This is a genomic window from Allgaiera indica (assembly GCF_900106675.1).
GTDB lineage: Bacteria > Pseudomonadota > Alphaproteobacteria > Rhodobacterales > Rhodobacteraceae > Acidimangrovimonas > Acidimangrovimonas indica.
This window is the reverse complement of record NZ_FNOB01000011.1, coordinates 12,141-33,055: the sequence shown is the minus strand read 5'-3', so window position 1 is coordinate 33,055 and position 20,915 is coordinate 12,141. Positions and strand designations below refer to the sequence as shown.

21 protein-coding genes, 1 tRNA gene and 2 pseudogenes are annotated in these 20,915 nt (G+C 67.1%); 15 read left to right on the top strand and 9 right to left on the bottom strand.

Annotation, left to right across the window (positions count from 1 at the left end):
- Positions 1–9: 9 nt before the first annotated feature.
- Entirely contained in the window at positions 10–831 is an 822-nt protein-coding gene (locus BLV97_RS11430; RefSeq protein WP_035845665.1) for an IclR family transcriptional regulator, read from the top strand.
- A 234-nt stretch (positions 832–1,065) separates the two neighbouring features.
- On the opposite strand, the gene BLV97_RS11425 is transcribed toward BLV97_RS11430, so the two are convergent.
- The gene (locus tag BLV97_RS11425) at positions 1,066–3,162 is read right to left on the bottom strand and encodes a 3-hydroxyacyl-CoA dehydrogenase NAD-binding domain-containing protein (RefSeq protein WP_035845661.1); all 2,097 of its coding nucleotides are present in this window, start codon (positions 3,160–3,162) and stop codon (positions 1,066–1,068) included.
- Entirely contained in the window at positions 3,159–4,685 is a 1,527-nt protein-coding gene (locus BLV97_RS11420) for a class I adenylate-forming enzyme family protein (protein ID WP_051646256.1), read from the bottom strand. Before BLV97_RS11420 ends, BLV97_RS11425 begins: the two co-directional genes overlap by 4 nt.
- Positions 4,686–4,961: 276 nt before the next feature.
- Between BLV97_RS11420 and BLV97_RS11415 the strand changes: the two genes are divergently transcribed.
- Both BLV97_RS11415 and BLV97_RS11410 read left to right on the top strand, forming a co-directional pair.
- The gene (locus BLV97_RS11415; RefSeq protein ID WP_035845657.1) at positions 4,962–5,513 is read left to right on the top strand and encodes a VOC family protein; all 552 of its coding nucleotides are present in this window, start codon (positions 4,962–4,964) and stop codon (positions 5,511–5,513) included.
- Positions 5,506–6,159 (top strand): TetR/AcrR family transcriptional regulator, encoded by a 654-nt coding sequence (locus BLV97_RS11410; RefSeq protein WP_051646255.1) that lies wholly within the window; start codon positions 5,506–5,508, stop codon positions 6,157–6,159. The genes BLV97_RS11415 and BLV97_RS11410 overlap by 8 nt, the downstream gene beginning before the upstream one ends.
- On the opposite strand, the gene BLV97_RS11405 is transcribed toward BLV97_RS11410, so the two are convergent.
- The 3 genes from BLV97_RS11405 to BLV97_RS11395 form a co-directional block, all read right to left on the bottom strand.
- A complete protein-coding gene (locus tag BLV97_RS11405; RefSeq protein ID WP_035845655.1) occupies positions 6,107–6,508 on the bottom strand; it encodes a TfoX/Sxy family protein in 402 nt (133 codons plus the stop codon). The genes BLV97_RS11410 and BLV97_RS11405 overlap by 53 nt on opposite strands.
- A complete protein-coding gene (locus tag BLV97_RS11400; protein ID WP_035845652.1) occupies positions 6,508–6,858 on the bottom strand; it encodes a HesB/IscA family protein in 351 nt (116 codons plus the stop codon). Before BLV97_RS11400 ends, BLV97_RS11405 begins: the two co-directional genes overlap by 1 nt.
- Before the next feature lie 83 nt (positions 6,859–6,941).
- Positions 6,942–7,307 (bottom strand): SUF system Fe-S cluster assembly protein, encoded by a 366-nt coding sequence (locus BLV97_RS11395; protein WP_035845649.1) that lies wholly within the window; start codon positions 7,305–7,307, stop codon positions 6,942–6,944.
- A gap of 334 nt (positions 7,308–7,641) precedes the next feature.
- Here BLV97_RS11395 and tgt point away from each other — a divergent pair, with 334 nt between their 5' ends.
- On the top strand, positions 7,642–8,769 hold the full coding sequence (tgt, locus tag BLV97_RS11390) for a tRNA guanosine(34) transglycosylase Tgt (protein ID WP_035845647.1): 1,128 nt from the start codon (positions 7,642–7,644) through the stop codon (positions 8,767–8,769).
- Positions 8,770–8,859: 90 nt separating this feature from the next.
- Here the strand turns inward: tgt and BLV97_RS11385 are convergent, their stop codons facing one another.
- Positions 8,860–9,342, bottom strand: coding sequence for a DUF2127 domain-containing protein (locus BLV97_RS11385; protein ID WP_035845742.1), 483 nt, complete (start codon positions 9,340–9,342; stop codon positions 8,860–8,862).
- A 34-nt stretch (positions 9,343–9,376) separates the two neighbouring features.
- Here BLV97_RS11385 and BLV97_RS11380 point away from each other — a divergent pair, with 34 nt between their 5' ends.
- From BLV97_RS11380 to BLV97_RS11350, 7 genes and pseudogenes are all read left to right on the top strand, one after another.
- Entirely contained in the window at positions 9,377–9,919 is a 543-nt protein-coding gene (locus BLV97_RS11380) for a phosphatase PAP2 family protein (protein WP_035845645.1), read from the top strand.
- A gap of 56 nt (positions 9,920–9,975) precedes the next feature.
- Positions 9,976–10,104 (top strand): annotated as a pseudogene (locus BLV97_RS21785) (phosphatase PAP2 family protein); the annotation flags it as partial.
- 282 nt (positions 10,105–10,386) lie between these two features.
- Positions 10,387–11,141 (top strand): annotated as a pseudogene (locus BLV97_RS11370) (IS5 family transposase).
- Positions 11,142–11,340: 199 nt separating this feature from the next.
- Positions 11,341–12,429 carry an alkene reductase gene (locus BLV97_RS11365; protein WP_035845638.1) on the top strand — a complete coding sequence of 363 codons (1,089 nt, stop codon included), beginning with the start codon at positions 11,341–11,343 and terminating at the stop codon, positions 12,427–12,429.
- Positions 12,430–12,713: 284 nt separating this feature from the next.
- Positions 12,714–15,125 carry an endopeptidase La gene (gene lon, locus BLV97_RS11360; RefSeq protein ID WP_035845635.1) on the top strand — a complete coding sequence of 804 codons (2,412 nt, stop codon included), beginning with the start codon at positions 12,714–12,716 and terminating at the stop codon, positions 15,123–15,125.
- Between the two features lie 262 nt (positions 15,126–15,387).
- Complete coding sequence (locus BLV97_RS11355; RefSeq protein WP_244521012.1) at positions 15,388–15,762, top strand: HU family DNA-binding protein; 375 nt, start codon at positions 15,388–15,390, stop codon at positions 15,760–15,762.
- Positions 15,763–15,810: 48 nt separating this feature from the next.
- Positions 15,811–15,885: transfer RNA gene (locus tag BLV97_RS11350), tRNA-Val, on the top strand.
- Positions 15,886–15,942: 57 nt separating this feature from the next.
- Here the strand turns inward: BLV97_RS11350 and BLV97_RS11345 are convergent.
- The 3 genes from BLV97_RS11345 to BLV97_RS11335 are packed head-to-tail and all read right to left on the bottom strand — an operon-like array spanning position 15,943 to position 18,112.
- Positions 15,943–16,599, bottom strand: coding sequence for a DUF938 domain-containing protein (locus BLV97_RS11345; protein ID WP_035845632.1), 657 nt, complete (start codon positions 16,597–16,599; stop codon positions 15,943–15,945).
- Positions 16,596–17,678, bottom strand: a complete 1,083-nt coding sequence (locus BLV97_RS11340; protein WP_051646254.1) for an NAD(P)/FAD-dependent oxidoreductase — start codon at positions 17,676–17,678, stop codon at positions 16,596–16,598. The genes BLV97_RS11345 and BLV97_RS11340 overlap by 4 nt, the downstream gene beginning before the upstream one ends.
- Before the next feature lie 50 nt (positions 17,679–17,728).
- A complete protein-coding gene (locus tag BLV97_RS11335) occupies positions 17,729–18,112 on the bottom strand; it encodes a low affinity iron permease family protein (protein ID WP_051646253.1) in 384 nt (127 codons plus the stop codon).
- Positions 18,113–18,457: 345 nt separating this feature from the next.
- On the opposite strand from BLV97_RS11335, the gene BLV97_RS11330 reads away from it, so the two are divergent.
- From BLV97_RS11330 to BLV97_RS11315, 4 genes are all read left to right on the top strand, one after another.
- Positions 18,458–19,210, top strand: coding sequence for a glycosyltransferase family 2 protein (locus BLV97_RS11330; protein WP_210184786.1), 753 nt, complete (start codon positions 18,458–18,460; stop codon positions 19,208–19,210).
- The gene (locus tag BLV97_RS11325; protein WP_035845630.1) at positions 19,207–19,512 is read left to right on the top strand and encodes a lipid-A-disaccharide synthase N-terminal domain-containing protein; all 306 of its coding nucleotides are present in this window, start codon (positions 19,207–19,209) and stop codon (positions 19,510–19,512) included. The genes BLV97_RS11330 and BLV97_RS11325 overlap by 4 nt, the downstream gene beginning before the upstream one ends.
- 288 nt (positions 19,513–19,800) lie before the next feature.
- Entirely contained in the window at positions 19,801–20,313 is a 513-nt protein-coding gene (locus BLV97_RS11320) for a CHAP domain-containing protein (RefSeq protein WP_051646251.1), read from the top strand.
- Between the two features lie 67 nt (positions 20,314–20,380).
- Entirely contained in the window at positions 20,381–20,899 is a 519-nt protein-coding gene (locus tag BLV97_RS11315; RefSeq protein WP_143037515.1) for a tetratricopeptide repeat protein, read from the top strand.
- The last annotated feature ends 16 nt before the right edge of the window (positions 20,900–20,915 follow it).

Below are 20,915 nucleotides of genomic sequence, written 5' to 3'. Positions count from 1 at the left end.
AGGATCGCCATGCAGGCAGACGACCAGTTCGACGACGACATCGAGGGCGAGGACGGCGATCGCAAGTTCGTCACCGCGTTGGCGCGTGGCCTCGATGTGCTGCGCTGCTTTCGCCCGCATGAGACCACCCTGACCAATCAGGAAATCGCCGCGCGCACCGGCCTGCCGAAGCCCACCATCTCGCGGCTGACGCATACGCTGCGGCGGCTGGATTACCTGGTCTATTCGGAACGCACCGGCACCTATCGGCTGGGCGCGGGGGTGCTGTCGCTGGGCTACGGCGTGCTCTCGGGGATGGAGATCGCCACGCGCGCGCAGGAGGAACTGCGGCGCCTGTGCACCGGGCCGAACCCCAACGTCACCGCCGCGCTGGCCGAGATGCACCGGCTTTCGGCCGTCTACATGGCGGTGCACCGGTCGCAACAGGCGGTGGCGCTGACGATCAACGTGGGCGCGCGGCTGCCGCTGCTGCGTTCCGCCATCGGGCGGGCGATCCTGGTGGGGATGAATGCGGGAGAGCGCGACCACGTGGTGCGGATGGCCAAGGAGGCCCGCCCCGACGACGCCGCCGAGATCGACCGCTGCATCGCCGACGCGCTGGCCGATTTCGAGCGCTACGGCCTTTGCACCGGCTTCGGCAACTGGCGCAAGGAGGTGAACGGCATCGCGGTGCCGGTGTTCTCGTTGAACGGCGACCGGATCTATGGGCTGAATGTCGGCGGCCCGGCCTTTCTGGTCAGCCCCGAGGACCTGATGACGCATTATGCCGAGCCGCTGAAACAGGCCGCGCGCAACCTCTCGGCCCAGGCCCCGGGCGGCTGCGGCGCCTGACACGGCGCTGACCGAAACGGGGCGGCGCCTGCCCCTGGGGTGGCGCATCCCGATGGGGAAGCTTCGCCATTTATGATCCGGCCCCCCCCAGCCGCCGCGTGATCGAGAGCTTCATGACGCCGGCCCGGTCGGTGCCGGAGGCACGCCTTCGGCGTGACACCGGCTGCCGCTCGCCCTGCGCCTGCGGCGCGCTCCGGGCGGAAAGAGGGCCTTGCCTGGCTGCCCTCGGCGGCCTCAGTCCCCGGTGTTCAGGGCCGCGAAGCTGCCGCCGGTCTCGGCCAACTTGCGCAAGAACGGCGGAACCTGCCAGTATTGGGCGTCTTCCTTCGCATAGGCCTCGATCCGAGCCACAAGCTCTGCGACGCCGATCTGGTCGGCATGGTGCAGCGGCCCGCCGCGAAAGCGGGGGAAGCCATAGCCGAACAGGAACACCGCGTCCACGTCGATCGGGCGCTGGGCGATGCCGTCCGCCACCACCCGCGCGCTTTCGGAAATCATCGCGGTCAGGAAACGATCGACGATCTCCTCGGGCGTGAATTTGCGCGGGGTGATCCCGGCCCTGGCGCGTTCGGCGTCGATGATCGCCTGCGCCGCCGGGTTGGGGCGGATCTCGGCGTCGTCATATAGATACCATCCCCGGCCGGTCTTGCGCCCGAACCAGCCCTGTTCGCAGATCCGGTCGGCGATCGGGATATAGCGTTCCTCCGCCGGGCGCAGCGGCGCGCGGCGCTTGCGTTCGGCCCAGCCGATATCGAGGCCCGCCAGATCGCCCACCTTGAACGGCCCCATCGCCAGGCCGAAGCCTTCCAGCGCGGCGTCGATCTCGGCCGGGTCGGCGCCGTCCATCAGCATGTACATGATGACCTTGCCGTAATGGGCAAGGATGCGGTTGCCGATGAAACCGTCGCAGACACCCGCGCGCACCGCGACCTTGCGCAGCGCCTTGCCAAGCGCAAAGCCCGTCGCCACCACCTCGGGCGCGGTCTTTTCGGCAACCACGACCTCCAGCAGCCGCATGATATGGGCGGGCGAGAAGAAATGCAGGCCCAGCACGTCCTGGGGGCGGGAGGTGACCCGGGCGATCTCGTCGATGTTCAGATAGGAGGTATTCGAGGCCAACACCGCGCCGGGTTTGCAGATCGCGTCGAGCTTGGTGAAGATCTCCTTCTTCACTTCCATGTTCTCGAACACCGCCTCGATCACCAGATCGACGTCGGCAAGCGTGTGCATGTCGGTCGAGGGGGCGAGGCGGGCAAGCGCCGCATCGTGCTTCTCCGCGCTCATCTTGCCGCGCTTCACCGCGCCGTCGAGGTTCTTTGCGATCGTCGCGCGGCCGCGTTCCAACGCCTCGTCCGCGACCTCGATCAGCCGCACCTCGAGGCCGCCCATCAGCGCCGCGGTGGCGATGCCCGATCCCATGGTGCCGCCGCCGATCACGCCGATCTTGGTCACCGGGCGGGGGGTGGCGCCGGCCTCGGGGATCTTCGCGACCGCGCGTTCGGCGAAGAAGGCGTGGATCATGCCCTGGCCGGACGGCGTCTTGAGCGCCTCGGTGAAGCACTGGCGCTCGAACGCCATGCCCTCGGCCAGCGGGCCGGTCGCGCGCGCCACCGCCTCGATGCAGAGCGGCGCCGAGGCGATGCGCGCCATCTTCTTCGCCACCATCGCCCGGGCGGCCTCCAGCGCGGCCTCGTCGCGGGTTGCCTCCAACTCTCCGGTGCGCCGGGTGGCCAGCCTGCCCGCCAGCACGTCGCGCGCCGCCGCCAGCGCCACCTCGCGCACATCACCCGTCTCGATCCGGTCGATCAGGCCCCAGGAAAGCGCCTCCTCGGCCTTCACCTGGCGGCCCGACAGCGCGATATCCAGCGTGTTGGCCATGCCGATCAGCCGTGGCCCGCGCTGGGTGCCGCCGGCGCCGGGCAAGAGGCCCAGCAGGATCTCGGGCAGGCCGACGCGCAGCCCTTTGATGCCGACCCGCGCGTGGGTCGCCAGCGCCAGCTCCAGCCCGCCCCCCAGCGCGGTGCCGTGCAGGACCGAGATCACCGGCTTGCCCGAGGCCTCGATCTGGTTGCAGACATCGGGCAGGGCGGGCGATTTCGGCGGCTTGCCGAATTCGCGAATATCGGCCCCGGCCACGAAGGTGCGGCCCGCGGCATAGATCGCGATCACCTTGACGTCCGTGTCGGCGTTGGCGGCATCGACCGCCTCCAGCAGCCCCTGGCGCACCGCCTGGCCCGAGGCGTTCACCGGCGGGTTGTCGATCCGCACCAGGGCGATGCCATCCTGACGTTCGAGGCTGATCTTGTCGTTGATCCGGGTCGTGTCGGTCATGCGCTTGGTTCCGTTTCAAGGCCCCGGTCGCGCGCAGCCAGCAGATGCGCATAGGCCGGGAGCAGTTTGTGTTTGAGGATCTTTCCCGTCGGTGCGGTGGGGAATTCATCCACGATGAGAATATGTTGCGGGATCTTGTAGCCGGTCAGATGGCCGTGAAGCCAGTCCTTCAATCCGGCCTCGTCGATGCCCGGTCCAGCCAGCACGAAGGCCACGATTTCTTCGTTGCCGGGGACCGCGCGCCCGACCACGGCGGCCTGGCGCACGGCCGGGTGCCGGGTCAGCATCGCCTCGATCTCGGGCGGGTAGACGTTGAAGCCGGAGCGGATGATCAGCTCTTTCTTGCGGCCCATGATCCACAGCGTGCCGTCGGGGTCGATCTTCGCCAGATCACCCGTGCGGAAGAAGCCGTCCTCGCGGATCGCCTCGCGGGTTCTGTCGGGGTCGCGGTAATAGCCCTTCATGATGTTGGGGCCGCGGATCAGCAATTCGCCCACGCCCCCGGCGTCGGGCGCGTCGATGATGCAGTCCAGATCCTCCAGGATCTGGCCCACGGCGGTGTCGCGGCGCGGCGCGTCGTTGCGGGTCGAGGCCACGCCCGGGCTGGTTTCGGTCAGCCCGTAGCCGTTGTTCAGCGGCAGGCCGAACAGCGCCTCGATCTTCTCCTTCCACTCGGGGTCCAGCGGCGCGCCGCCCGACGAGATCGAGCGCAGCCGCGGCGCCCTGGGGCGTTCGCCGCGCGCCGCCAGATCCTGCAAGATAGCCTGATACATCTGCGGCACGGCCGGCAGGATCGTATCGCCGTCGGCAAAGGCCGCCAGCACCGCCCGGGCCGAGAATCGCGGCAGGAAGCGGATCGCCGACCCCCCGGCAAGCGAGGCCAGATAGACCGAGGCGAGGCAGAAGATATGCGTCCCCGGCAACACCCCGATCACCACGTCGCCGGGACTGGCGCCGCGCACCTTGGCCGAGACGCGGGCGTTCCACATCAGGTTGCCATGGGTCAGCATCACCCCCTTCGGGGCCGAGGTCGTGCCGGTGGTGTAAAGCAGCACCGCGACGCGGTCCCTGGGGGCGTTCTCGACCGGTTCCGGCGCGGTGCCGGGCCCGTCGTAGGGGCCGGCCAGCAGCACCTCTCCCGCGCCGATCCGGCCCACGCGCCGGGCCGTCATGCGCCCTGCATGGGTGCGCGCGGGGGCAGAGGCCTCGGGGGTGAACAGCGCCATGCGCGCACCGGCATGGGCGATCACGGCGTCGATTTCCTCGGCCGACATGCGGGCGTTGACGGGGACCACCCAGGCGCGTGCGCGGCTGGCCGCAAGGATGGCGGCCGCGTAGGTGGCCGAATTCTCGGAGATCAGCACCAGCCGGTCGCCGGGGCGCAGCCCCTCGGCTTCAAGCATTCCCGCCAGATCGGCGGCCATGTCGTCGAGCGCGCCAAAGCTGAATTCCGCCCCGTCGTGGTCGATCACCGCGCGGGCGTCGCGGGGCTGCGCGGCGGGCAACTCATGTAGCCAATCCATGGAACCTCCCTTGGCCCCGTCGATGCCAGGGGGCGCTGCGGCCGAGACTAGCCACAGGAAAATCGGCGGTCAATCTCGCGAAACCAGATTTTGCATTGCGGAACTCCAGCGTGAAGCGGTGCGAGTTGGGCGTATTTGTCCTGCGCCTGTGGCGCGCAGCGGGCGGCGTTTTGCTTCGCGTGGCGGTGCGAGACTTTGCTTGACTGGTTAGACCGACGGTCAAATATGAGAATTAGACTGGCAGTCTAATGAATTCGACCGGGAAAGGGCAGGTCCATGCGGTGGCGCGGCATCAATCATGTGGAATTCTCGGTGCTCGACTACGAGCGTTCCGTGGCCTTCTATGACCGGATGTTCGGCTGGCTCGGCTACAAGAGCTTCTGGACCCTCGATATCGGCTACCACTCGACCTATTACATGGCGCGTTTCCCGCTGCCGCACAGCTATATCGGCCTGCAACCGGCCAAGACGGGCGCCAGGTTGGACCACGCGGCGCGGGCGACGGGGATCCATCACATCGCGCTTTGGGCCCGGAACCGGACAGAGGTGGACCGCTTCCATCGCGAGTTCCTGACCGGCAACGGGGTGCCGGTCAGTGATCCGCCACAGGAATACCCGATCTATACCCCGGGCTATTACGCGACCTTCTTCGAGGATCCGATCAACGGCATTCACTGGGAACTGGCCCATATCCCGCGGCTTCCCGGGATCGGGGCCTGGCGCCGGTTTCTGCGCGCGATGAAGGAGCAGCAGGCGCTGCACCCGGAATGGGGCGCCTCGCCGGCCAAGGCCGCGATGCGGCAATTGCCGAAGGCCGGGCATGGCTGATCCGGCGGGGGCGGCGCGCGCGCGCCTCAGGGCGCTGGACGCGGCGCGGCGGGCGCAATTGCTAGACCCGGCCGAGGCCGAATTCGCCGTGCACGGCTTTGCGGGCGCCTCGTTGAACCGCATCCTGGCCGCGGCGGGGATGAGCAAGGGCCAAGCCTATTACTACATCCGCGACAAGGCCGATCTTTACGGCGCGGTGATCGAGCGGGCCTTTCAGCGGCTGGTGGCCGAACTGGATTTCACCTTCACCGCGCCGCGCGACGCAGGGGCCTTCTGGGCCGAGGTCGAGCGGTTGTTTCGCGAGGTGAGCGTGCTACTTCTGAAGGATCCGGCGCTGGCGGCGCTGGCCGGCGGCCTGTACGAAAGCGACACCACGCGCGGCGCGCTGCCCGGCGGCTTCCTGCGCGAGGGCTTCGCGCGGCTGGTGGCGATCGGCCGGTCGGTCGGCGCGGTGCGCGACGATCTGCCCGAAAGCCTGCTGCTGCCGGTGCTGTTCGCGATGGCACTGGAGGCCGACCGCTGGTTTGCCCGGCATTGGCAGGGCCTCGACGCGGCCGAGGTGCTGCGGCTGAACGGACAGGTCGTGGGGATGTTCAGGCGCGTGGCCGCGCCGCGCCCCCGGCCTTCGCGGCCTTGCGCGCCTTGACGCGCCGCTTCTCCTGCGCGGCGGCCTGGGCGGGTGGCAGGGCAAGGCGGGCCCAGCGCAGCGCCTCGTCGGGGTCTTCCATGGCGCTTTCGGGCAAGGTCATGAAACTGGGCAACGATCGCGTCCGGCCGTTCATCTCGTAGGCGAAGGGTTCGGCCCCCGCGGCCTCGAACAGCGGGCGGGTGGCGTCGTCGGTCTTCAGGTAGACGGCATCGTGGGCGATCAGGCAGAACATCGCGTCGCCCTCGGCATAGAGGCCGGCGCCCGAGAACATCCGGCGCACCTCGATCGGACCCAGCCCGGCGAAAAGATCGCGCAGATGCGCGATCAGGGCCGGGTCGGCGGCCATCAGCTTTCGGCGAACTTGATCGATTCGCCGCAGCCGCAGGCCTCGACCACGTTGGGGTTGTTGAAGTGGAAACCCGATTCCAGCAGCGAGGTCTGATAGTCGATCTCGGTCCCGAACAGGAACATCTGCGCCATCGGGGCGATCATCACCCGCGCACCGTCCTGTTCGACGACCTCGTCCATCGGATCGACCTCGGACACATAGTCCATCGTGTATTCCATGCCCGCGCAGCCGCCCTTCTTCACGCCGATGCGCAGCCCCGCGGCGCCGTCGCGCTGCATCAGCTTCGCCACCTGCTTCGCGGCGGTGGGGGTAAGGGTGACGGCCTGTTTGCCGGGAATGCCGAACATGTCGGAACCTTTCAGGGTAATCCTGTGCGTTACGCTCAACTTAGGTCTGCCCCAGCCACTTCTCAAGGGCGGCGGGGCCGCGGTTACATGAAGCCCAGTTCCAACCGGGCCTCTTCGGACATCATGTCCATGCCCCAGGGCGGATCGAAGGTCATCTGCACATCGACCGTCTTGACCCCAGGCAGGGGAGAGATCGCCTCGGCCACCCAGCCGGGCATCTCGCCCGCGACGGGGCAGCCGGGCGCGGTGAGCGTCATGATGACGAAAACCTCGTTCTGGTCGTTGATCTCGATCGTGTAGACCAGCCCCAGATCGAAGATATTCACAGGGATTTCCGGGTCATAGACCGTACGGCAGGCCTCTACGACCGCGTCGTAAAGCGGGTGGTCCTGGGTCGAGGGCCGGATCAGGGGTTCGCCCTCGGCGGGGTATGCGGCGTCAGCGGTCATGAATCTCTCGCACGATTGTCGACTGTTTATATAGGGAAAGCGGGCCGCCGGGTCCAGTGCGCGTAAGGCGCGTCGGGGGCCGGTCCGGAGATTGTGAGGGGAACATCCGGTCCGCGCGGGGCGCGCGCTTGGCCCCCCGGGGGCCTGTGCCGGGGTTTGGGCGCCGATGGGGCGGCATCGCCGTTGGTGCCCGCGTGATCGAGAGCGCCGGAGGCGCTTGTCCCGCGCCTGGGCCCCGCGCCTGGGCCGCCTGCCGGGCCGAAACGGGTCTAGGCCGGGGTCGTGCGATGTCAGGCCAATTGCATCGCGCCCCGTGGGGCGCTATGGCCCGGCCATGACAGCTTTCTCGTTTTCCATCGCCGCCACCGACGGGCGCGCGCGCACCGGCACGATCCACACCCCGCGGGGCCAGATCCGCACCCCAGCCTTCATGCCGGTGGGCACGGCCGCCACGGTGAAGGCGATGCTGCCCGAAAGCGTGCGCGCCACCGGCGCCGACATCTTGCTGGGCAACACTTATCACCTGATGCTGCGCCCCGGGGCGGAACGGGTGGCGAAGCTTGGCGGTCTGCACCGCTTCATGAACTGGAACCGCCCGATCCTGACCGATTCCGGCGGGTTCCAGGTGATGAGCCTGTCGGACCTGCGCAAGCTGACCGAAGACGGCGTGCGCTTCAAATCCCATGTCGACGGGTCCGAGCATTTCCTGTCGCCCGAACGCAGCATGGAGATCCAGCGGCTTCTGGGCTCCGACATCGTGATGTGTTTCGACGAATGCCCCGCGCTGCCGGCGACCGAAGAGCAGGTGGCGCAATCGATGCGGATGTCGATGCGCTGGGCCGAGCGGTCGCGCGAGGCCTTCGGCGATCGGCCGGGACATGCGCTGTTCGGCATTCAGCAGGGCGGCGTGACGAAGGAGCTGCGCGCCGAAAGCGCCGAGGCGCTGCGCGCGATCGGCTTTGACGGCTATGCGATCGGCGGCCTCGCGGTGGGCGAGGGGCAGGAGGCGATGTTCGGGGTGCTGGACTACGCGCCCGGCATGCTGCCCGCCGACAGGCCGCGCTATTTGATGGGGGTCGGCAAGCCCGACGATATCGTCGGCGCCGTTCAGCGCGGCGTCGACATGATGGATTGCGTGCTGCCCTCGCGGTCGGGACGCACGGGCCAGGCCTGGACACGGCGCGGTCAGGTGAACCTGAAGAACGCCCGCCATGCCGATGACCCTCGGCCGCTGGACGAAGACTGCGCCTGTCCCGCCTGCCGGGGCTATAGCCGTGCCTATCTGCACCATGTCTACCGCGCGGGCGAAATCATCGCCTCGATGCTGCTGACGTGGCATAACCTCCATTATTTCCAAGAGCTTATGGATGGTCTGCGCACCGCCATCGCCGCCGGCCGCCTGGAGGCCTTCGTGGCCGATTTCCACAGGCTCCGCGCCGAGGGCGATATCGAGCGCCTCTAGCCGCGCCTTGGCGCATTCCGGCTTGAGGAGCTACGTCGGCGGGCCCGCGCGATCGAAATGCGAACCTGATCGGCTGGAGGCCCGCTGTCTTCAATCCACTGGCAGATGTTTCCGAAGCAGGCGCCATTCGTGCCAGACCAGCACGATGACGATCAGGTCGAACACCGTCAGCACGATCAGTCCGAACGAGTGCGTGTAGCTGTAGCGGTAGAGTTGGTAGGCGATGAAGCCTCCGAGCGCGATCAGCGACAAGGGATAGGCGATCAACTTCTCTCGCAGAAGACCCGCCACCAGCACGACTTTGATGAGGCCATGGCTGATGAGGTAGAAGGCATAGAACGCCTCGGTCCCACCGGAGAGATGCTGCGCGGCGCTGACCAGATGAGTGGCCACAAAGTCGCGCGGGTCCTCGGTCAGTTCCTCCTGCGTGACGATGTTGACCCAGTGCAGGATCATCGGCGCCGGAACGAAATAGAACACAAGTCCGCCAACGATCTCGGTCAGCGCGTGCAACCCCTTGAGTAGGACACTAAGTTGAAAGGCTTGGTGAATGCGGTGCTCGGTGACCTGCATGCCGGGAAGGACCTCGCTGTAAGAAGGGAATGCCATGGACGCTGCGATCACCCACTGGATCAACTCCTTCGCGGGCCAGACGCCCCTCCTCGATCCCATGATGGTGGCGATCACGCAAGTGGGTGTGCCCATCATCGTCCTTCTGGTCGTCGTGCAATGGTGGGTCCGCGAGGATCGGACCCATGTGCGTCATGTGGCGATCTGTGCGGGCCTTGCCTTTCTTCTCGGGCTTGCGATCAACCAGGGCGTTCTGCTGTTCATCCACCGCGTCCGGCCCTACGATGCCGGGGTGTCACACCTTCTGATCGCGAAGAGCGCGGACTGGTCGTTCCCCTCGGATCACGCCACGGCCTCGATGTCGGTGGCAATGGCCTTCGCATTGCAGGGGCTTCCGCGCCGGGCGCTGGCGTTCTTCGCCATGGCATTCCTCGTCTGCCTGTCGCGCGTCTACGTCGGCACCCATTATGTGACCGACGTTCTGGGGGGCACGGCGACCGGGTTCCTCGGCGCCATCATCGTCCGCCTGCTCTACCGCGAGAATACGCGCCTCGATCGCTTCGCGACGAGCATCCTGTGAACGGGCGGCGAGACGGGCTGCGCGATGCGCGGCTTCGTCATGGGGGTGGGCGTTTTATGGCCGGGCTTATGGGGTTCGGCCGTGTCTACCTCGGGGTTCATTGGCCGACCGACGTGCTGGCTGGCTGGACCCTCGGCGCCGCGTGGGTGCTGGTAACCCGGCTCATGACTGATACGTTTGGCTGAACCGACAGGAAAGGCTTGTTCGTCATCGGGTCTCGAACTCCCGCCAGAGCGGCGCGCCATGGTAGAGCCAGGGTCTGTAGAGGATCCGCCGGGGGGCCGCCCCGTGGCGGCTGGGCGCTATCGCGAACCGGATGCGCCCCGAGACGCATGACCTGCGTCAGGAGGGTCGGCGCCGTCGCGCGGCGCTTGTGAACCTGGATCATCTCGTACGTTCCCAGGGCAGTGTTGCACATATCGGTGACGCGGAGTCACCCTGCGAATCCTGCCCGTTCGCTGAGGCGCGTGCCGAAGCTATCTCGCACCCGCTACCGCACGGCCAACCGGTCAGAATATACCGCGTCGCCGCGCCGCCGGGAGCGCGCTTGGTCTGGTTTGATCCCGAGGCGGCCTGGCGCTCCGGGGCGCCGCTGAACCTGCTGATTGACAGCACAGGCGTAACGTTCCGCGGCGACGGCGAATGGCAGGTGCGCAATCACGGCCCCTCGCGCCGCAGGCAATGGCGCAAGGTCCACATCGTCGTGGACACGAAGACCGAAAACGTCCGGGCGGTCGAGTTCACCTCGAGCCGCCAGGGGGGGGGGCAGCCCTCTGCTTCCCGGGCTTTTGGCGCGCTTCCCTGAAGGCGAAGAAATCGCCACCGTAACCGCGGATGGCGCCTATGAAACGCAGCGATGCCATGCGGCGATCATCGAACGCGGTGCCGATGCGGTCATACCGATCCGCCGCGACGGGCGTGCCTGGAAGGAAGACTGCCCGGCGGCGATCGCCCGGGAAGAGATCCTGCGCGCCACGCGCCATTTGGGCCGGGCGCCGGCGAAGCGATGGGCCGGCTATGACGTTCAAAGTCAGGACGCGGCCCGGATGAACAGCCTCAAGGCTTTCGGTGAGCGGATCATGTCCCAAGATCCTGACCGCCAGACCGCAGAAATCCGGATCCGCATCATCCGCCAGTGTCGCTCGGACCAATGGCGCAACATGGCTCACTCATGAACCGCGACAATGCCCTCGGCTCCTCGGAGATCGAGGCCCTGGCCTGAAACCAGTCAGCATAGGGCAATTCCACCCTACGCCAGAGTGGCACACAACGCCGTTATTGCGCGCCAAAAGCCGGAATGCGTCAGCTGCGCCTGCCGGGGTTATCCGCTCAATTTTCCGCCCGCCCTTGCTGCGGAGCGCAATCCGCCTAGCTCCCCTGACGAGGCGCAAAACGCGCGAACCAACCACAGGAGCAGCCACATGCCGCATAAGCTTTTCTCGCCCTTCACCGCCGGCAGTATCGAAATGCGCAACCGCGTCGTCATGGCGCCGCTGACGCGCAACCGGGCCGACGATCAGACCGGCGAAGTGGGCGATCTGCATGTCGAATATTATCGTCAGCGCGCCGGCGCCGGGCTGATCATCACCGAAGCCACGCAGATTTCGCCTCAGGGCAAGGGGTATATCCAGACCCCGGGCATCCACACCGAGGGCCAGGCCGCGGCCTGGAAGAAGGTGACCGATGCGGTCCATGCCGAGGGTGGCAAGATGGTGGTGCAGCTTTGGCACGTAGGGCGGATCAGCCATGTCTCGCTGCAGCCGGACGGGCAGGCGCCGGTCGCGCCCTCGGCGATCCCGGCGGGGTCCAAGACCTTCACCAGGAACGGGTTCGAGGACACCTCGGCCCCGCGCGCGCTGGAACTGGACGAACTGCCGGGGATCGTGGCCGACTACCGTCACGCGGCGCGGCTGGCGGCGCAGGCAGGCTTTGACGGGGTCGAGGTGCATGGCGCGAACGGCTATCTCCTGGACCAGTTCCTGAAGACCGGGTCGAACCACCGCACCGATGCCTACGGTGGCTCGGTCGAGAACCGCGCGCGGCTGCTGCTGGAGGTGCTGGAGGCCGTCACCGACGAATTGGGCGGTGACCGGGTGGGGCTGCGCCTGTCGCCCTTCAGCCCGGCGAATGGCATCTCGGACGCCGATCCGATGGCGACTTTCAGCCATGTGATCGGGGCGCTAAACCGCTTTGGCCTTGCGTTTCTGCACATGGTCGAGGGCGCGACCGGCGGCTCGCGCGCGCTGGCCGAGGGCGAAAGCATCGCCGCCCTGCGCAAGCTGTTCGGCGGCCCCTACATGGCCAACAACGGCTATGACCGGCAGATGGCGCTGGATGCGATCGACAGCGGCGCGGCGGATCTGGTGGCCTTCGGGCGGCCGTTCATTGCCAATCCGGACCTTGTCGAGCGGCTCGAAAAAGATGCGCCGCTGAACCAGTTGGACGGCGACACGCTGTACGGCGGCGGCGCCAAGGGCCTGACGGATTACCCGGCCCTCGAATCGGTTTGAGGCGGATTGACGGGGCCTGAAAGGGCCTGACAAGACGGCGGGCGCGCCCGGTTTTCGGCGCGCGCCCGGCTGGATCTGGCCCCTGAAGGCGGCCCGATCGCGACGAAGACGCGACAATTCGACAGGATTGCCGACTTGCTCCGGGCGCCACCACGGGCCATTGTGTCCGGCAGCGCCATGCCGAGGTTGAACAACATCCCGCCGGCCCCCAGATATGGGAAGAACAGGGGAGCGCCGGGTCGCCGATCTTTGGGGCCGGGCTCTTCCGCCAGAAAGGAACGCGAATGACCGAGACCCTTCTCCCCAGCTACCCGGTGTTGCCGTTGCGTGACATCGTGGTGTTCCCGCACATGATAGTGCCGCTTTTCGTGGGCCGCGAGAAATCCGTCCGGGCGCTGGAGGAGGTCATGGCCGAAGACAAGCAGATCCTGCTGTCGAGCCAGATCGACCCCGCCGAGGACGACCCCGCCAGCGACGGCATCTTCAAGGCCGGCGTGCTGGCCAATGTGCTGCAGCTTCTGAAGTTGCCCGACGGTACGGTGAAGGTTCTGGTCGAGGGCCGCGCGCGCGTGCGGATCACCGAATTCCTTCCCAACGACAAGTATTTCGAGGCCGAGGCCGCGCTGCTGACGGAAATGCCGGGCGATGCGGACGCCGTAAAGGCGCTGACCCGGTCGGTCGGGGACGAGTTCGAGCGTTACGCCAAGGTCAAGAAGAACATCCCCGAAGAGGCGCTGGCGGCGGTGGCCGAAACCTCGGAACCCGCCCGTCTGGCCGATCTGGTCGCGGGCCATCTGGGCATCGAGGTCGCGCAGAAGCAGGAGCTTCTGGAAACCCTCGACGTGGCCGAGCGGCTGGAAAAGGTCTACGGCCTGATGCAGGGCGAGATGTCGGTCCTGCAGGTCGAGAAGAAGATCAAGACCCGCGTGAAAAGCCAGATGGAGCGCACCCAGCGCGAATATTACCTGAATGAGCAGATGAAGGCCATTCAGAAGGAGCTGGGCGACGGCGAGGAGGGCCAGAACGAGGTGGCCGAGCTGGAAGAGCGCGTCGCGGCCACCAAGCTGTCCAAGGAGGCGCGCGAGAAGGCCGACGCGGAGTTGAAGAAGCTCAAGTCCATGAGCCCGATGAGCGCCGAGGCGACGGTGGTGCGCAACTACCTCGACTGGCTTCTGGGCGTGCCGTGGAACAAGAAAAGCCGGGTGAAAAAGGATCTGTCGAAGGCCGAGGAGATCCTCGATCACGATCACTACGGGCTTGAAAAGGTCAAGGAACGCATCGTCGAATACCTCGCGGTGCAGGCCCGTTCGGCCAAGCTGAAGGGGCCGATCCTGTGCCTTGTCGGGCCTCCGGGCGTGGGCAAGACCTCGCTCGGGCGGTCGGTGGCACGCGCCACGGGACGCGAGTTCATCCGCATCTCCCTGGGCGGCGTGCGCGACGAAAGCGAGATCCGCGGTCACCGGCGGACCTATATCGGCTCTATGCCCGGCAAGATCATCCAGGCGATGAAGAAGGCCAAGACCACGAACCCCCTGATCTTGCTCGATGAAATCGACAAGATGGGCCAGGATTTCCGTGGCGATCCGGCCAGCGCCATGCTCGAGGTGCTCGACCCCGAGCAGAACGCCACCTTCGTCGATCACTATCTGGAGGTCGAATACGACCTTTCGAACGTGATGTTCCTGACGACGGCGAACTCCTACAACATGCCGGGGCCGCTGCTGGACCGGATGGAGATCATCCCGCTGGCCGGCTACACCGAGGACGAGAAGCGCGAGATCGCGCGCCAGCACCTGCTGCCCAAGCAGATCAAGGGCCACGGTCTGAAGAAGAACGAGTTCTCGATCTCGGATGCGGCGCTGACCGAGATGGTCCGCACCTATACCCGCGAGGCCGGGGTGCGGAACCTGGAGCGCGAGATTGCGAAACTTGCCCGCAAGGCAGTGACCGAGATCGTCAAGTCGAAGGTCAAGGCCGTGTCGATCGAGCCCGAGAACCTGGAAGACTTCCTGGGCGTGAAGAAGTTCCGCTACGGCCTGGCCGAGAAGGAGGACCAGATCGGCGTGGTCACCGGGCTGGCCTGGACCAGCGTCGGCGGTGAGCTTTTGTCGATCGAGGCGCTGAAGCTGCCCGGCAAGGGCCGGATGAAGACCACCGGCAAGCTGGGCGACGTGATGAAGGAATCGATCGACGCGGCGTCCAGCTTCGTGCGCTCGATCAGCCCCGAGATCGGGGTGAAGCCGCCCAAGTTCGAGAAGATCGATATCCACGTCCACGTCCCCGAGGGCGCGACGCCGAAGGACGGGCCCTCGGCCGGTCTGGCGATGGTGACGGCGATCGTTTCGGTGCTGACCCAGATCCCGGTGCGCAAGGACATCGCCATGACCGGCGAGGTCACGCTGCGCGGCAACGCGCTGGCGATCGGCGGGCTGAAGGAAAAGCTGATGGCGGCGCTGCGCGGCGGTATCAAGACGGTGCTGATCCCCGAGGAAAACGCCAAGGACCTGCCCGAGATCCCCGACAATGTGAAGGAGGGGCTGACGATCATTCCGGTGGCCCATGTGCGCGACGTGCTGAAACATGCGCTGGTGCGGACGCCCGAGCCGGTGGAATGGGACGAGGAGGCCGAGGAGGCCGCCGCCAAGGCCGCCGCCGTCACGGCGCCAAGCGAAGGGCAGGCTGCCACCGCGCATTGATCGCGGGGCACGAATCGATCGCGGCGGGGGGCTTCGGCTTCCCGCCGCTGTCGTTTGGGGCGTCCCTCGGCAATGGCGTGCCCGAACCCATTCTTCGACCTTTCTTCCTCCGCCTTCCGATCCTCCGCCCCTCCGCGGCTGGCCTGTGCCGGCGGGTAGGTGTGAAGGCCCGCGCGACGGCGGCAGCCGGGGCATCGGCATAGGTGACAAGCCCCGGGGCGACCCGGTATCATGCCGCAGCTACCCCATGGAGGGCCCCGCGATGGCAATGTCGCCGAAGACCACAACGCCCGCTGTTTCGGGCGCCGATGCCGCCCCCTCGATCCCGTCGACCTCCGCGCAGGACGCGGATCTTGCAGAGGATCGCGGCGTCGAGGTGACCTTGCTCAAGCGCGAGCTGTTCGCCCGCGTGGTTGCGGCAACCGACGCGAAGAAACCGCAGGTGAAGCAGATCGTCGAGGCGACGCTGGCGATTATCGGCCAGGCACTGGCCGACGGCGAGGCGCTGAATCTGCCGCCTCTGGGCAAGGTCCGGATCGTGAGATCGCGGGACGCGGGTTCGGCCGAAGTGATCACGCTGAAGCTGCGTCGCAAGGGGCGGTCGGCCGCCCTGGGGGCGGAGGACGAAGAAAGCTGATCCGCCCTCTTGCGTCGTCCCGCGCGGGACGCTAAGACGCGCGCCAACGGGTGATTAGCTCAGTGGTAGAGCGCTTCGTTCACATCGAAGATGTCAGGAGTTCGAATCTCTTATCACCCACCATTCATCTGAAACGCGCCCGGGGCCTTCCGGGCGCGTTTCGCATTTCTGGGCCGCTCCTCAGCGTGCCGCGCGGGCGACGAACATCAGGTTGTTGGCGGGCATTTCGGCAGGTGGGGCAGGGGTCAGCCCGGCCGCGGCCAGGCGCGCGGCCACCCAGGCCGCATCCTTGTAGCCCAGCCCCGCGTTCTGGGCGCGCAGGCTTTCATCGAAGCGCCGGTCCCCTTCGCTGGTCGGCACACCGTCGCGCAGGAAGGGACCGTAGATCAGCGCCACCCCTGCGGGGGCCAGCGCCGCGGCGGTTTCGGCCAGGATGGTGCAAGCGGCCGCCTCAGTCACCAGATGCAGGACATTGACCATCACGACCAGATTCAAAGGCCCCAGTTTGGCCGCCCAGCCGGGCGTGCCGGCGTCCAGCGTGATCGGCGCCCGGATGTTCGCCGCGCCCGAAGCCTGCCGCCACGCCGCGATCGAGGCCATGTTGGCGGGGTTCAGATCGCTGGGCTGCCAGGTCAGATTGGGCCGGCGGGCGGCATAGCGCACCATGTGCTGACCGGTGCCGCTGGCAATTTCCAGGGCGCGGCCGGTCTGTGGGGCGTGCAGTTCCATCTGCGCCAGGATCGGCTCGACATTGCGCAGCGCCGACGGGCTGATCCGGCACCCCCCCTCGGCCTGGGCGCGCAGCGCGGCGCTGTCGGGAAGCTGTAGCCCGGTCATCGCGCGAAGCGCCCGGGCGAAAGGGCGGCAACCATGTCGGCCTCTAGCTGCGGGGCGGTGCCACCGACCAGCGCCGCCAGCAGGTTCGCCGCCCCGGCCGAGGTCTGGAAGCCATAGCCTCCCTGGCCGGCAGACCAGAAGAAATCGGGTAGCGCCGGGTCCGGCCCGATCACCAGCACCCGATCGGAGGCGAAGGTGCGCAACCCCGCCCAATTGGCCAGCAGCCGCGTCACCGGCACGCGCATCCGCGCCTCGTAGCGCGCGATGCCCTCGGCCAGCACCATGTCATCGGCATAGGCGTCATGCGGGGTGCTGGGGTCCTCATCCGCGGGCGAGACGATCAGCGCACCAGCATCGGGCTTGGCATACCAGCTTTCGCCCGCGCCGAAGATCATAGGCCAGCCCGAGACGTCGTGCCCGCCGGGGGCGGGGATCCGCGCCATCGAACGGCGATAGGGGGTCAGGCCCATTGGCGCCGCCCCCGCCATCTGCGCCACCTGGTCCGCCCAGGGACCGGCGGCGTTGACCAGGGCCGCCGCGCGAAAGCTGCCCTTGGGCGTTTCCACCTGCCAGGCACCGCCCCGGCGCGCGATCGCGGTCACGCGTGCGCCGGTCAGCGTCTGGCCCCCGTTGGCGCGGGCGCGGCGCAGGAAGTTCTGGATCAGAAGATCGGTGTCGATGTCCTGGGCATGATCGGCGATCGCCGTCAGCGCGACGGTTTCGGGGTTCAGGATCGGCACCCGCGCGCAGGCCTCTTCGACGCTGATCCGGGTCATGGCCATTGCGGTGCAATCGGCCTGGAAGGCGGCGCGTTCCTCGGCGCCGGCGACCACCATAAAACCCCGCGCGCTTAACACGCCGCCGTCGGCATGGGCCAGGTGGTCTTCGCTCGCACGGCTCAGCGCGTTGATCGGCGGCAGGCCATAGCTGGGCTCGAACAAGGCGGCCGAACGGCCCGAGGCATGATGGGCGAAATGGTCCTCGGCCTCGAGCAGCAGCACCTGGCCGAGGGGCGACAGGGTCGCGGCGGCGGCGATGCCCGCGATGCCGCCGCCGATGATGAGGAAGTCATGCGTCATGCGCGCCAAACTGACAGATTTCAGCTTCGGTGCAAGGCGCCGCGCGCCCGTCAGGCCGCCTGCCGCGGCGCCGAGCCGGGGTGCGCGTCGGGCGTCATGTCCGATCCGATGGCTTCGCGGGACGCGGCCAGCCGCAATGCCCGCAATTCCAGCAAGATCGCGTCGTTCTGATACTGCAGGCGGTGCAGGTTTTCCTGCATTTCCTCGATCGTGCGGTTGCCGGTGTTTTGCAGCAGGAAGACCATCAGGAAGGTGGCGATCGTGGTGCCGGTGTTGATGATCAGCTGCCAGGTGTCCGAAAAGGCGAAAATGGGGCCGCTGAGCGCCCACATCAGCACCGTGAACAGGGCGATCAGAAAGGCGTAGGGGTTGCCCAGCACCTTCGAGATCCATTCCGAGAGCGACTCGAATCTGTTTTGGATGAACGCCCGCATTTTCTTCTCCTCCGACCGGCCCCGGACCACCGGAAGAGGAGGCAACCCTCAATCCGGCAGGCGTTGCGCGGTCGTTCTACTGTGGGTTGGCATTGGAACTGGTCTCCGGTTGTGCGGGCGCGAACCCGCCTCGATGAGCTAGCGTCGCGGCCGCCGAAACGGAAGGGGGCACGCATATGCGCGGCGCTCACATTCGCGTGCCCGGGGCGGGGACTGCCGATTGCCGGACTTCGCGGCGCAAGCCGTTCGTGCGATCGCGCTGCGACGCAGCGTTTCATTGACACCATTGCCAACCGAACCTAGATCAAGCCCATCAATTTTCAGGCGCCGAGGGACGGCCGCAGGGTGAAATCAGTCGCCATCGTCATTCCGATGCACAATGAGGCCGAGGCCGCGGAGCCGCTGATCCAAGGGATCGTCGCGGCCTGTTCGGTGCTGCCGGAATTCGAGATCATCGCGGTCGACGACGGCTCGACCGACGATACCGCTGCGCGGATCGAGGCGCTGCAGGCCCGAATCCCGCAACTACGCCTCTTGCGCCATCCGCACTCGGGCGGGCAGAGCGCGGCAGTGCATTCTGGCGTCTGCGCGGCGCGCTCGCCGATCTGCTGCACGCTGGACGGCGACGGCCAGAACCCGCCAGAGGAATTGCCGAAGCTCTGGACGCCGCTTCTGAACGACACCAGCGGCCGGATTGGCCTGGTCGCGGGTCAGCGGGTGGGGCGGCGCGACGATCTGTCGAAACGCCTGGCTTCGCGCATTGCCAATGCGCTGCGCGGCTGGATCCTGAAGGACGGCACGCGCGACACCGGCTGCGGCTTGAAAGGGTTCCGGCGCGACATGTTCCTGGGATTTCCCTATTTCGATCACATGCACCGCTACCTGCCGGCCCTTGCGCGCCGCGATGGATGGGAAATCGTTCTTGTCGACGTGACCCACCGCGAGCGCCAGACCGGGCAGTCGAACTATTCGAACCTGCAGCGGGCCGTGGTCGGGGTGCGCGATCTGATCGGGGTGGCCTGGCTGATCGCGCGCCGCAAGAAGGTTCGGGCCCTGGAAGAGGGCGCGCGCCCTTCGCCGGGAAAGGGGGGGCGATGATCAACCAAATGATGAACTGGTTTCATGTTGACGACGGGCTTGAACTGACCTGGGTGATGGTCGGCCTTCTGGGCCAGTTGATGTTCACCGGTCGCTTCCTGGTGCAATGGATCGCCTCCGAGCGGGCGCATCGCTCGGTGATGCCGATCCTGTTTTGGTATTTCTCGATCGCGGGCGGGTTGGTCCTGCTGGCCTATGCGCTTTATCGGCGCGATCCGGTGTTCACGCTGGGACAGTCGATGGGGGTGGTGATCTACGCCCGCAATCTGTGGCTCATCCGGTCCGAACGCCAGCAGGGCTGACCCGCGCAAGCGGTCCCTTCCGCCCCCCGGTCGCATGACTTCGGCACCTCGTCCGGCTGACCCTTGCGCCGTGCCTTGGCGGCGAACGGCCGCGCAAGACGCAGCCCGGAAGGCGGAAGTTCGCCAATCCCGGCGCGGAGGGGTTGATTTTGCTTCATAAACTGAAAAAGTGCCGCCCGGATCCGCCCCGTGGCCCATCGCCACGCGACCGAATGCGGTGGGGCCGACCGCTCTGGGGAGTGTTGCAGATTGAAACATGCCGGTCGACCGAGAGTCGGGGCGCTTTTGATGCCTGTTTTGCTGCTGTTCACGGCGGCTTGTTCCCAACCTCCGGTTTCGCGCGGTGCCGGCGCCCCGCAAGAGCTAAGCCCCGTCCGCCGCGCCGCCGCGTTGAAGGAGGCGCATGAGATCCGCGCCAGCGGGCGCAGGCTTTGGTGCGTCCCCTTCGCGCGGGTCGCGAGCGGCGTCGATATCCACGGCAATGCACGAACCTGGTGGAGCCAGGCCGCCCATCGCTATGACCGCAGCCATGAACCCAAGGTCGGCGCGGTGATGACGTTCCGCCCGACGCGACGCATTCCGCTGGGTCATGTGGCGGTGGTTTCCAAGGTGGTTTCGTCGCGCAAGATCCTGGTCGATCAGGCGAATTGGCACCGCAACAAGGTATCCCTTGGGATGGCGGTGATCGACGTCTCGGCTGACAACGATTGGTCGAAGGTGCGGGTCGAAAGCCGGCCCGACAAGTTCGGCAGCATCTACCCCGTCGCCGGTTTCATCTGGGCTAGCGCCGGCGTCCACTGACGCGCCCCGCGCTTGACTTCCCGACCCGTCGCGGCATCATTCGGCGATGCGCTACGCAAGCTTTCTGATGGCCCTTCTTTCGCCTGTCGCGGCGGTGGCCTGCCCGGCGGGCCCCGACAAGGGGCCGGCGCGCGCGGCGGTGATCGCGGACCTGCAGAAGGCCGGATCGGCCAAGGAGGCCGCCGCGCTGATGGGCGAATTCTGGATGATCCAGCTGCGCGCCCCTGGTCCCGAATCCCAGGCGTTGCTGAACGCCGCCCGTGCCCAGCGCGCCCAGGGCGACCTTCAGGGTTCGATCGACACGCTGACCCGGCTGATCAAGACCTGCCCCGATTTCGTCGAGGCCTACAATCAGCGGGCCTTCAGCGAATTCCTGGCCGGGCAGGATGCGGCATCGCTGAAGGATGCGAACCACGTCTTGGCCCGCGTGCCGAACCATGTGGGCGCGCTGTCGGGCAAGGCGCTGGTGCTGATGCGGATGGGGCGGGTCAAAGCCGCCAAGCAGACCATCCGTGCCGCGCTGAAGCTTGACCCCTGGCTGCCCGAGCGCAAGCTGCTGTCCTCCCCCGAGGGGCATAGCCTTTAGCCGGCAGGCGCGGCCA

Bases quoted from the DNA above. Each gene is read 5' to 3' on its own strand.
- BLV97_RS11335 (WP_051646253.1), bottom strand. From the start codon at position 18,112: ATGCGGGCGTTCATCCAAAACAGATTCGAGTCGCTCTCGGAATGGATC.
- BLV97_RS11340 (WP_051646254.1), bottom strand. From the start codon at position 17,678: ATGACGCATGACTTCCTCATCATCGGCGGCGGCATCGCGGGCATCGCC.
- BLV97_RS11410 (WP_051646255.1), top strand. From the start codon at position 5,506: ATGGCTGATCCGGCGGGGGCGGCGCGCGCGCGCCTCAGGGCGCTGGAC.
- lon (WP_035845635.1), top strand. From the start codon at position 12,714: ATGACCGAGACCCTTCTCCCCAGCTACCCGGTGTTGCCGTTGCGTGAC.
- BLV97_RS11325 (WP_035845630.1), top strand. From the start codon at position 19,207: ATGATCAACCAAATGATGAACTGGTTTCATGTTGACGACGGGCTTGAA.
- BLV97_RS11405 (WP_035845655.1), bottom strand. From the start codon at position 6,508: ATGGCCGCCGACCCGGCCCTGATCGCGCATCTGCGCGATCTTTTCGCC.
- BLV97_RS11365 (WP_035845638.1), top strand. From the start codon at position 11,341: ATGCCGCATAAGCTTTTCTCGCCCTTCACCGCCGGCAGTATCGAAATG.
- BLV97_RS11320 (WP_051646251.1), top strand. From the start codon at position 19,801: ATGCCTGTTTTGCTGCTGTTCACGGCGGCTTGTTCCCAACCTCCGGTT.
- BLV97_RS11345 (WP_035845632.1), bottom strand. From the start codon at position 16,599: ATGACCGGGCTACAGCTTCCCGACAGCGCCGCGCTGCGCGCCCAGGCC.
- BLV97_RS11380 (WP_035845645.1), top strand. From the start codon at position 9,377: ATGGACGCTGCGATCACCCACTGGATCAACTCCTTCGCGGGCCAGACG.
- BLV97_RS11430 (WP_035845665.1), top strand. From the start codon at position 10: ATGCAGGCAGACGACCAGTTCGACGACGACATCGAGGGCGAGGACGGC.
- BLV97_RS11400 (WP_035845652.1), bottom strand. From the start codon at position 6,858: ATGTTCGGCATTCCCGGCAAACAGGCCGTCACCCTTACCCCCACCGCC.
- BLV97_RS11415 (WP_035845657.1), top strand. From the start codon at position 4,962: ATGCGGTGGCGCGGCATCAATCATGTGGAATTCTCGGTGCTCGACTAC.
- BLV97_RS11385 (WP_035845742.1), bottom strand. From the start codon at position 9,342: ATGCAGGTCACCGAGCACCGCATTCACCAAGCCTTTCAACTTAGTGTC.
- BLV97_RS11395 (WP_035845649.1), bottom strand. From the start codon at position 7,307: ATGACCGCTGACGCCGCATACCCCGCCGAGGGCGAACCCCTGATCCGG.
- BLV97_RS11315 (WP_143037515.1), top strand. From the start codon at position 20,381: ATGGCCCTTCTTTCGCCTGTCGCGGCGGTGGCCTGCCCGGCGGGCCCC.
- BLV97_RS11425 (WP_035845661.1), bottom strand. From the start codon at position 3,162: ATGACCGACACGACCCGGATCAACGACAAGATCAGCCTCGAACGTCAG.
- BLV97_RS11355 (WP_244521012.1), top strand. From the start codon at position 15,388: ATGGCAATGTCGCCGAAGACCACAACGCCCGCTGTTTCGGGCGCCGAT.
- BLV97_RS11420 (WP_051646256.1), bottom strand. From the start codon at position 4,685: ATGGATTGGCTACATGAGTTGCCCGCCGCGCAGCCCCGCGACGCCCGC.
- tgt (WP_035845647.1), top strand. From the start codon at position 7,642: ATGACAGCTTTCTCGTTTTCCATCGCCGCCACCGACGGGCGCGCGCGC.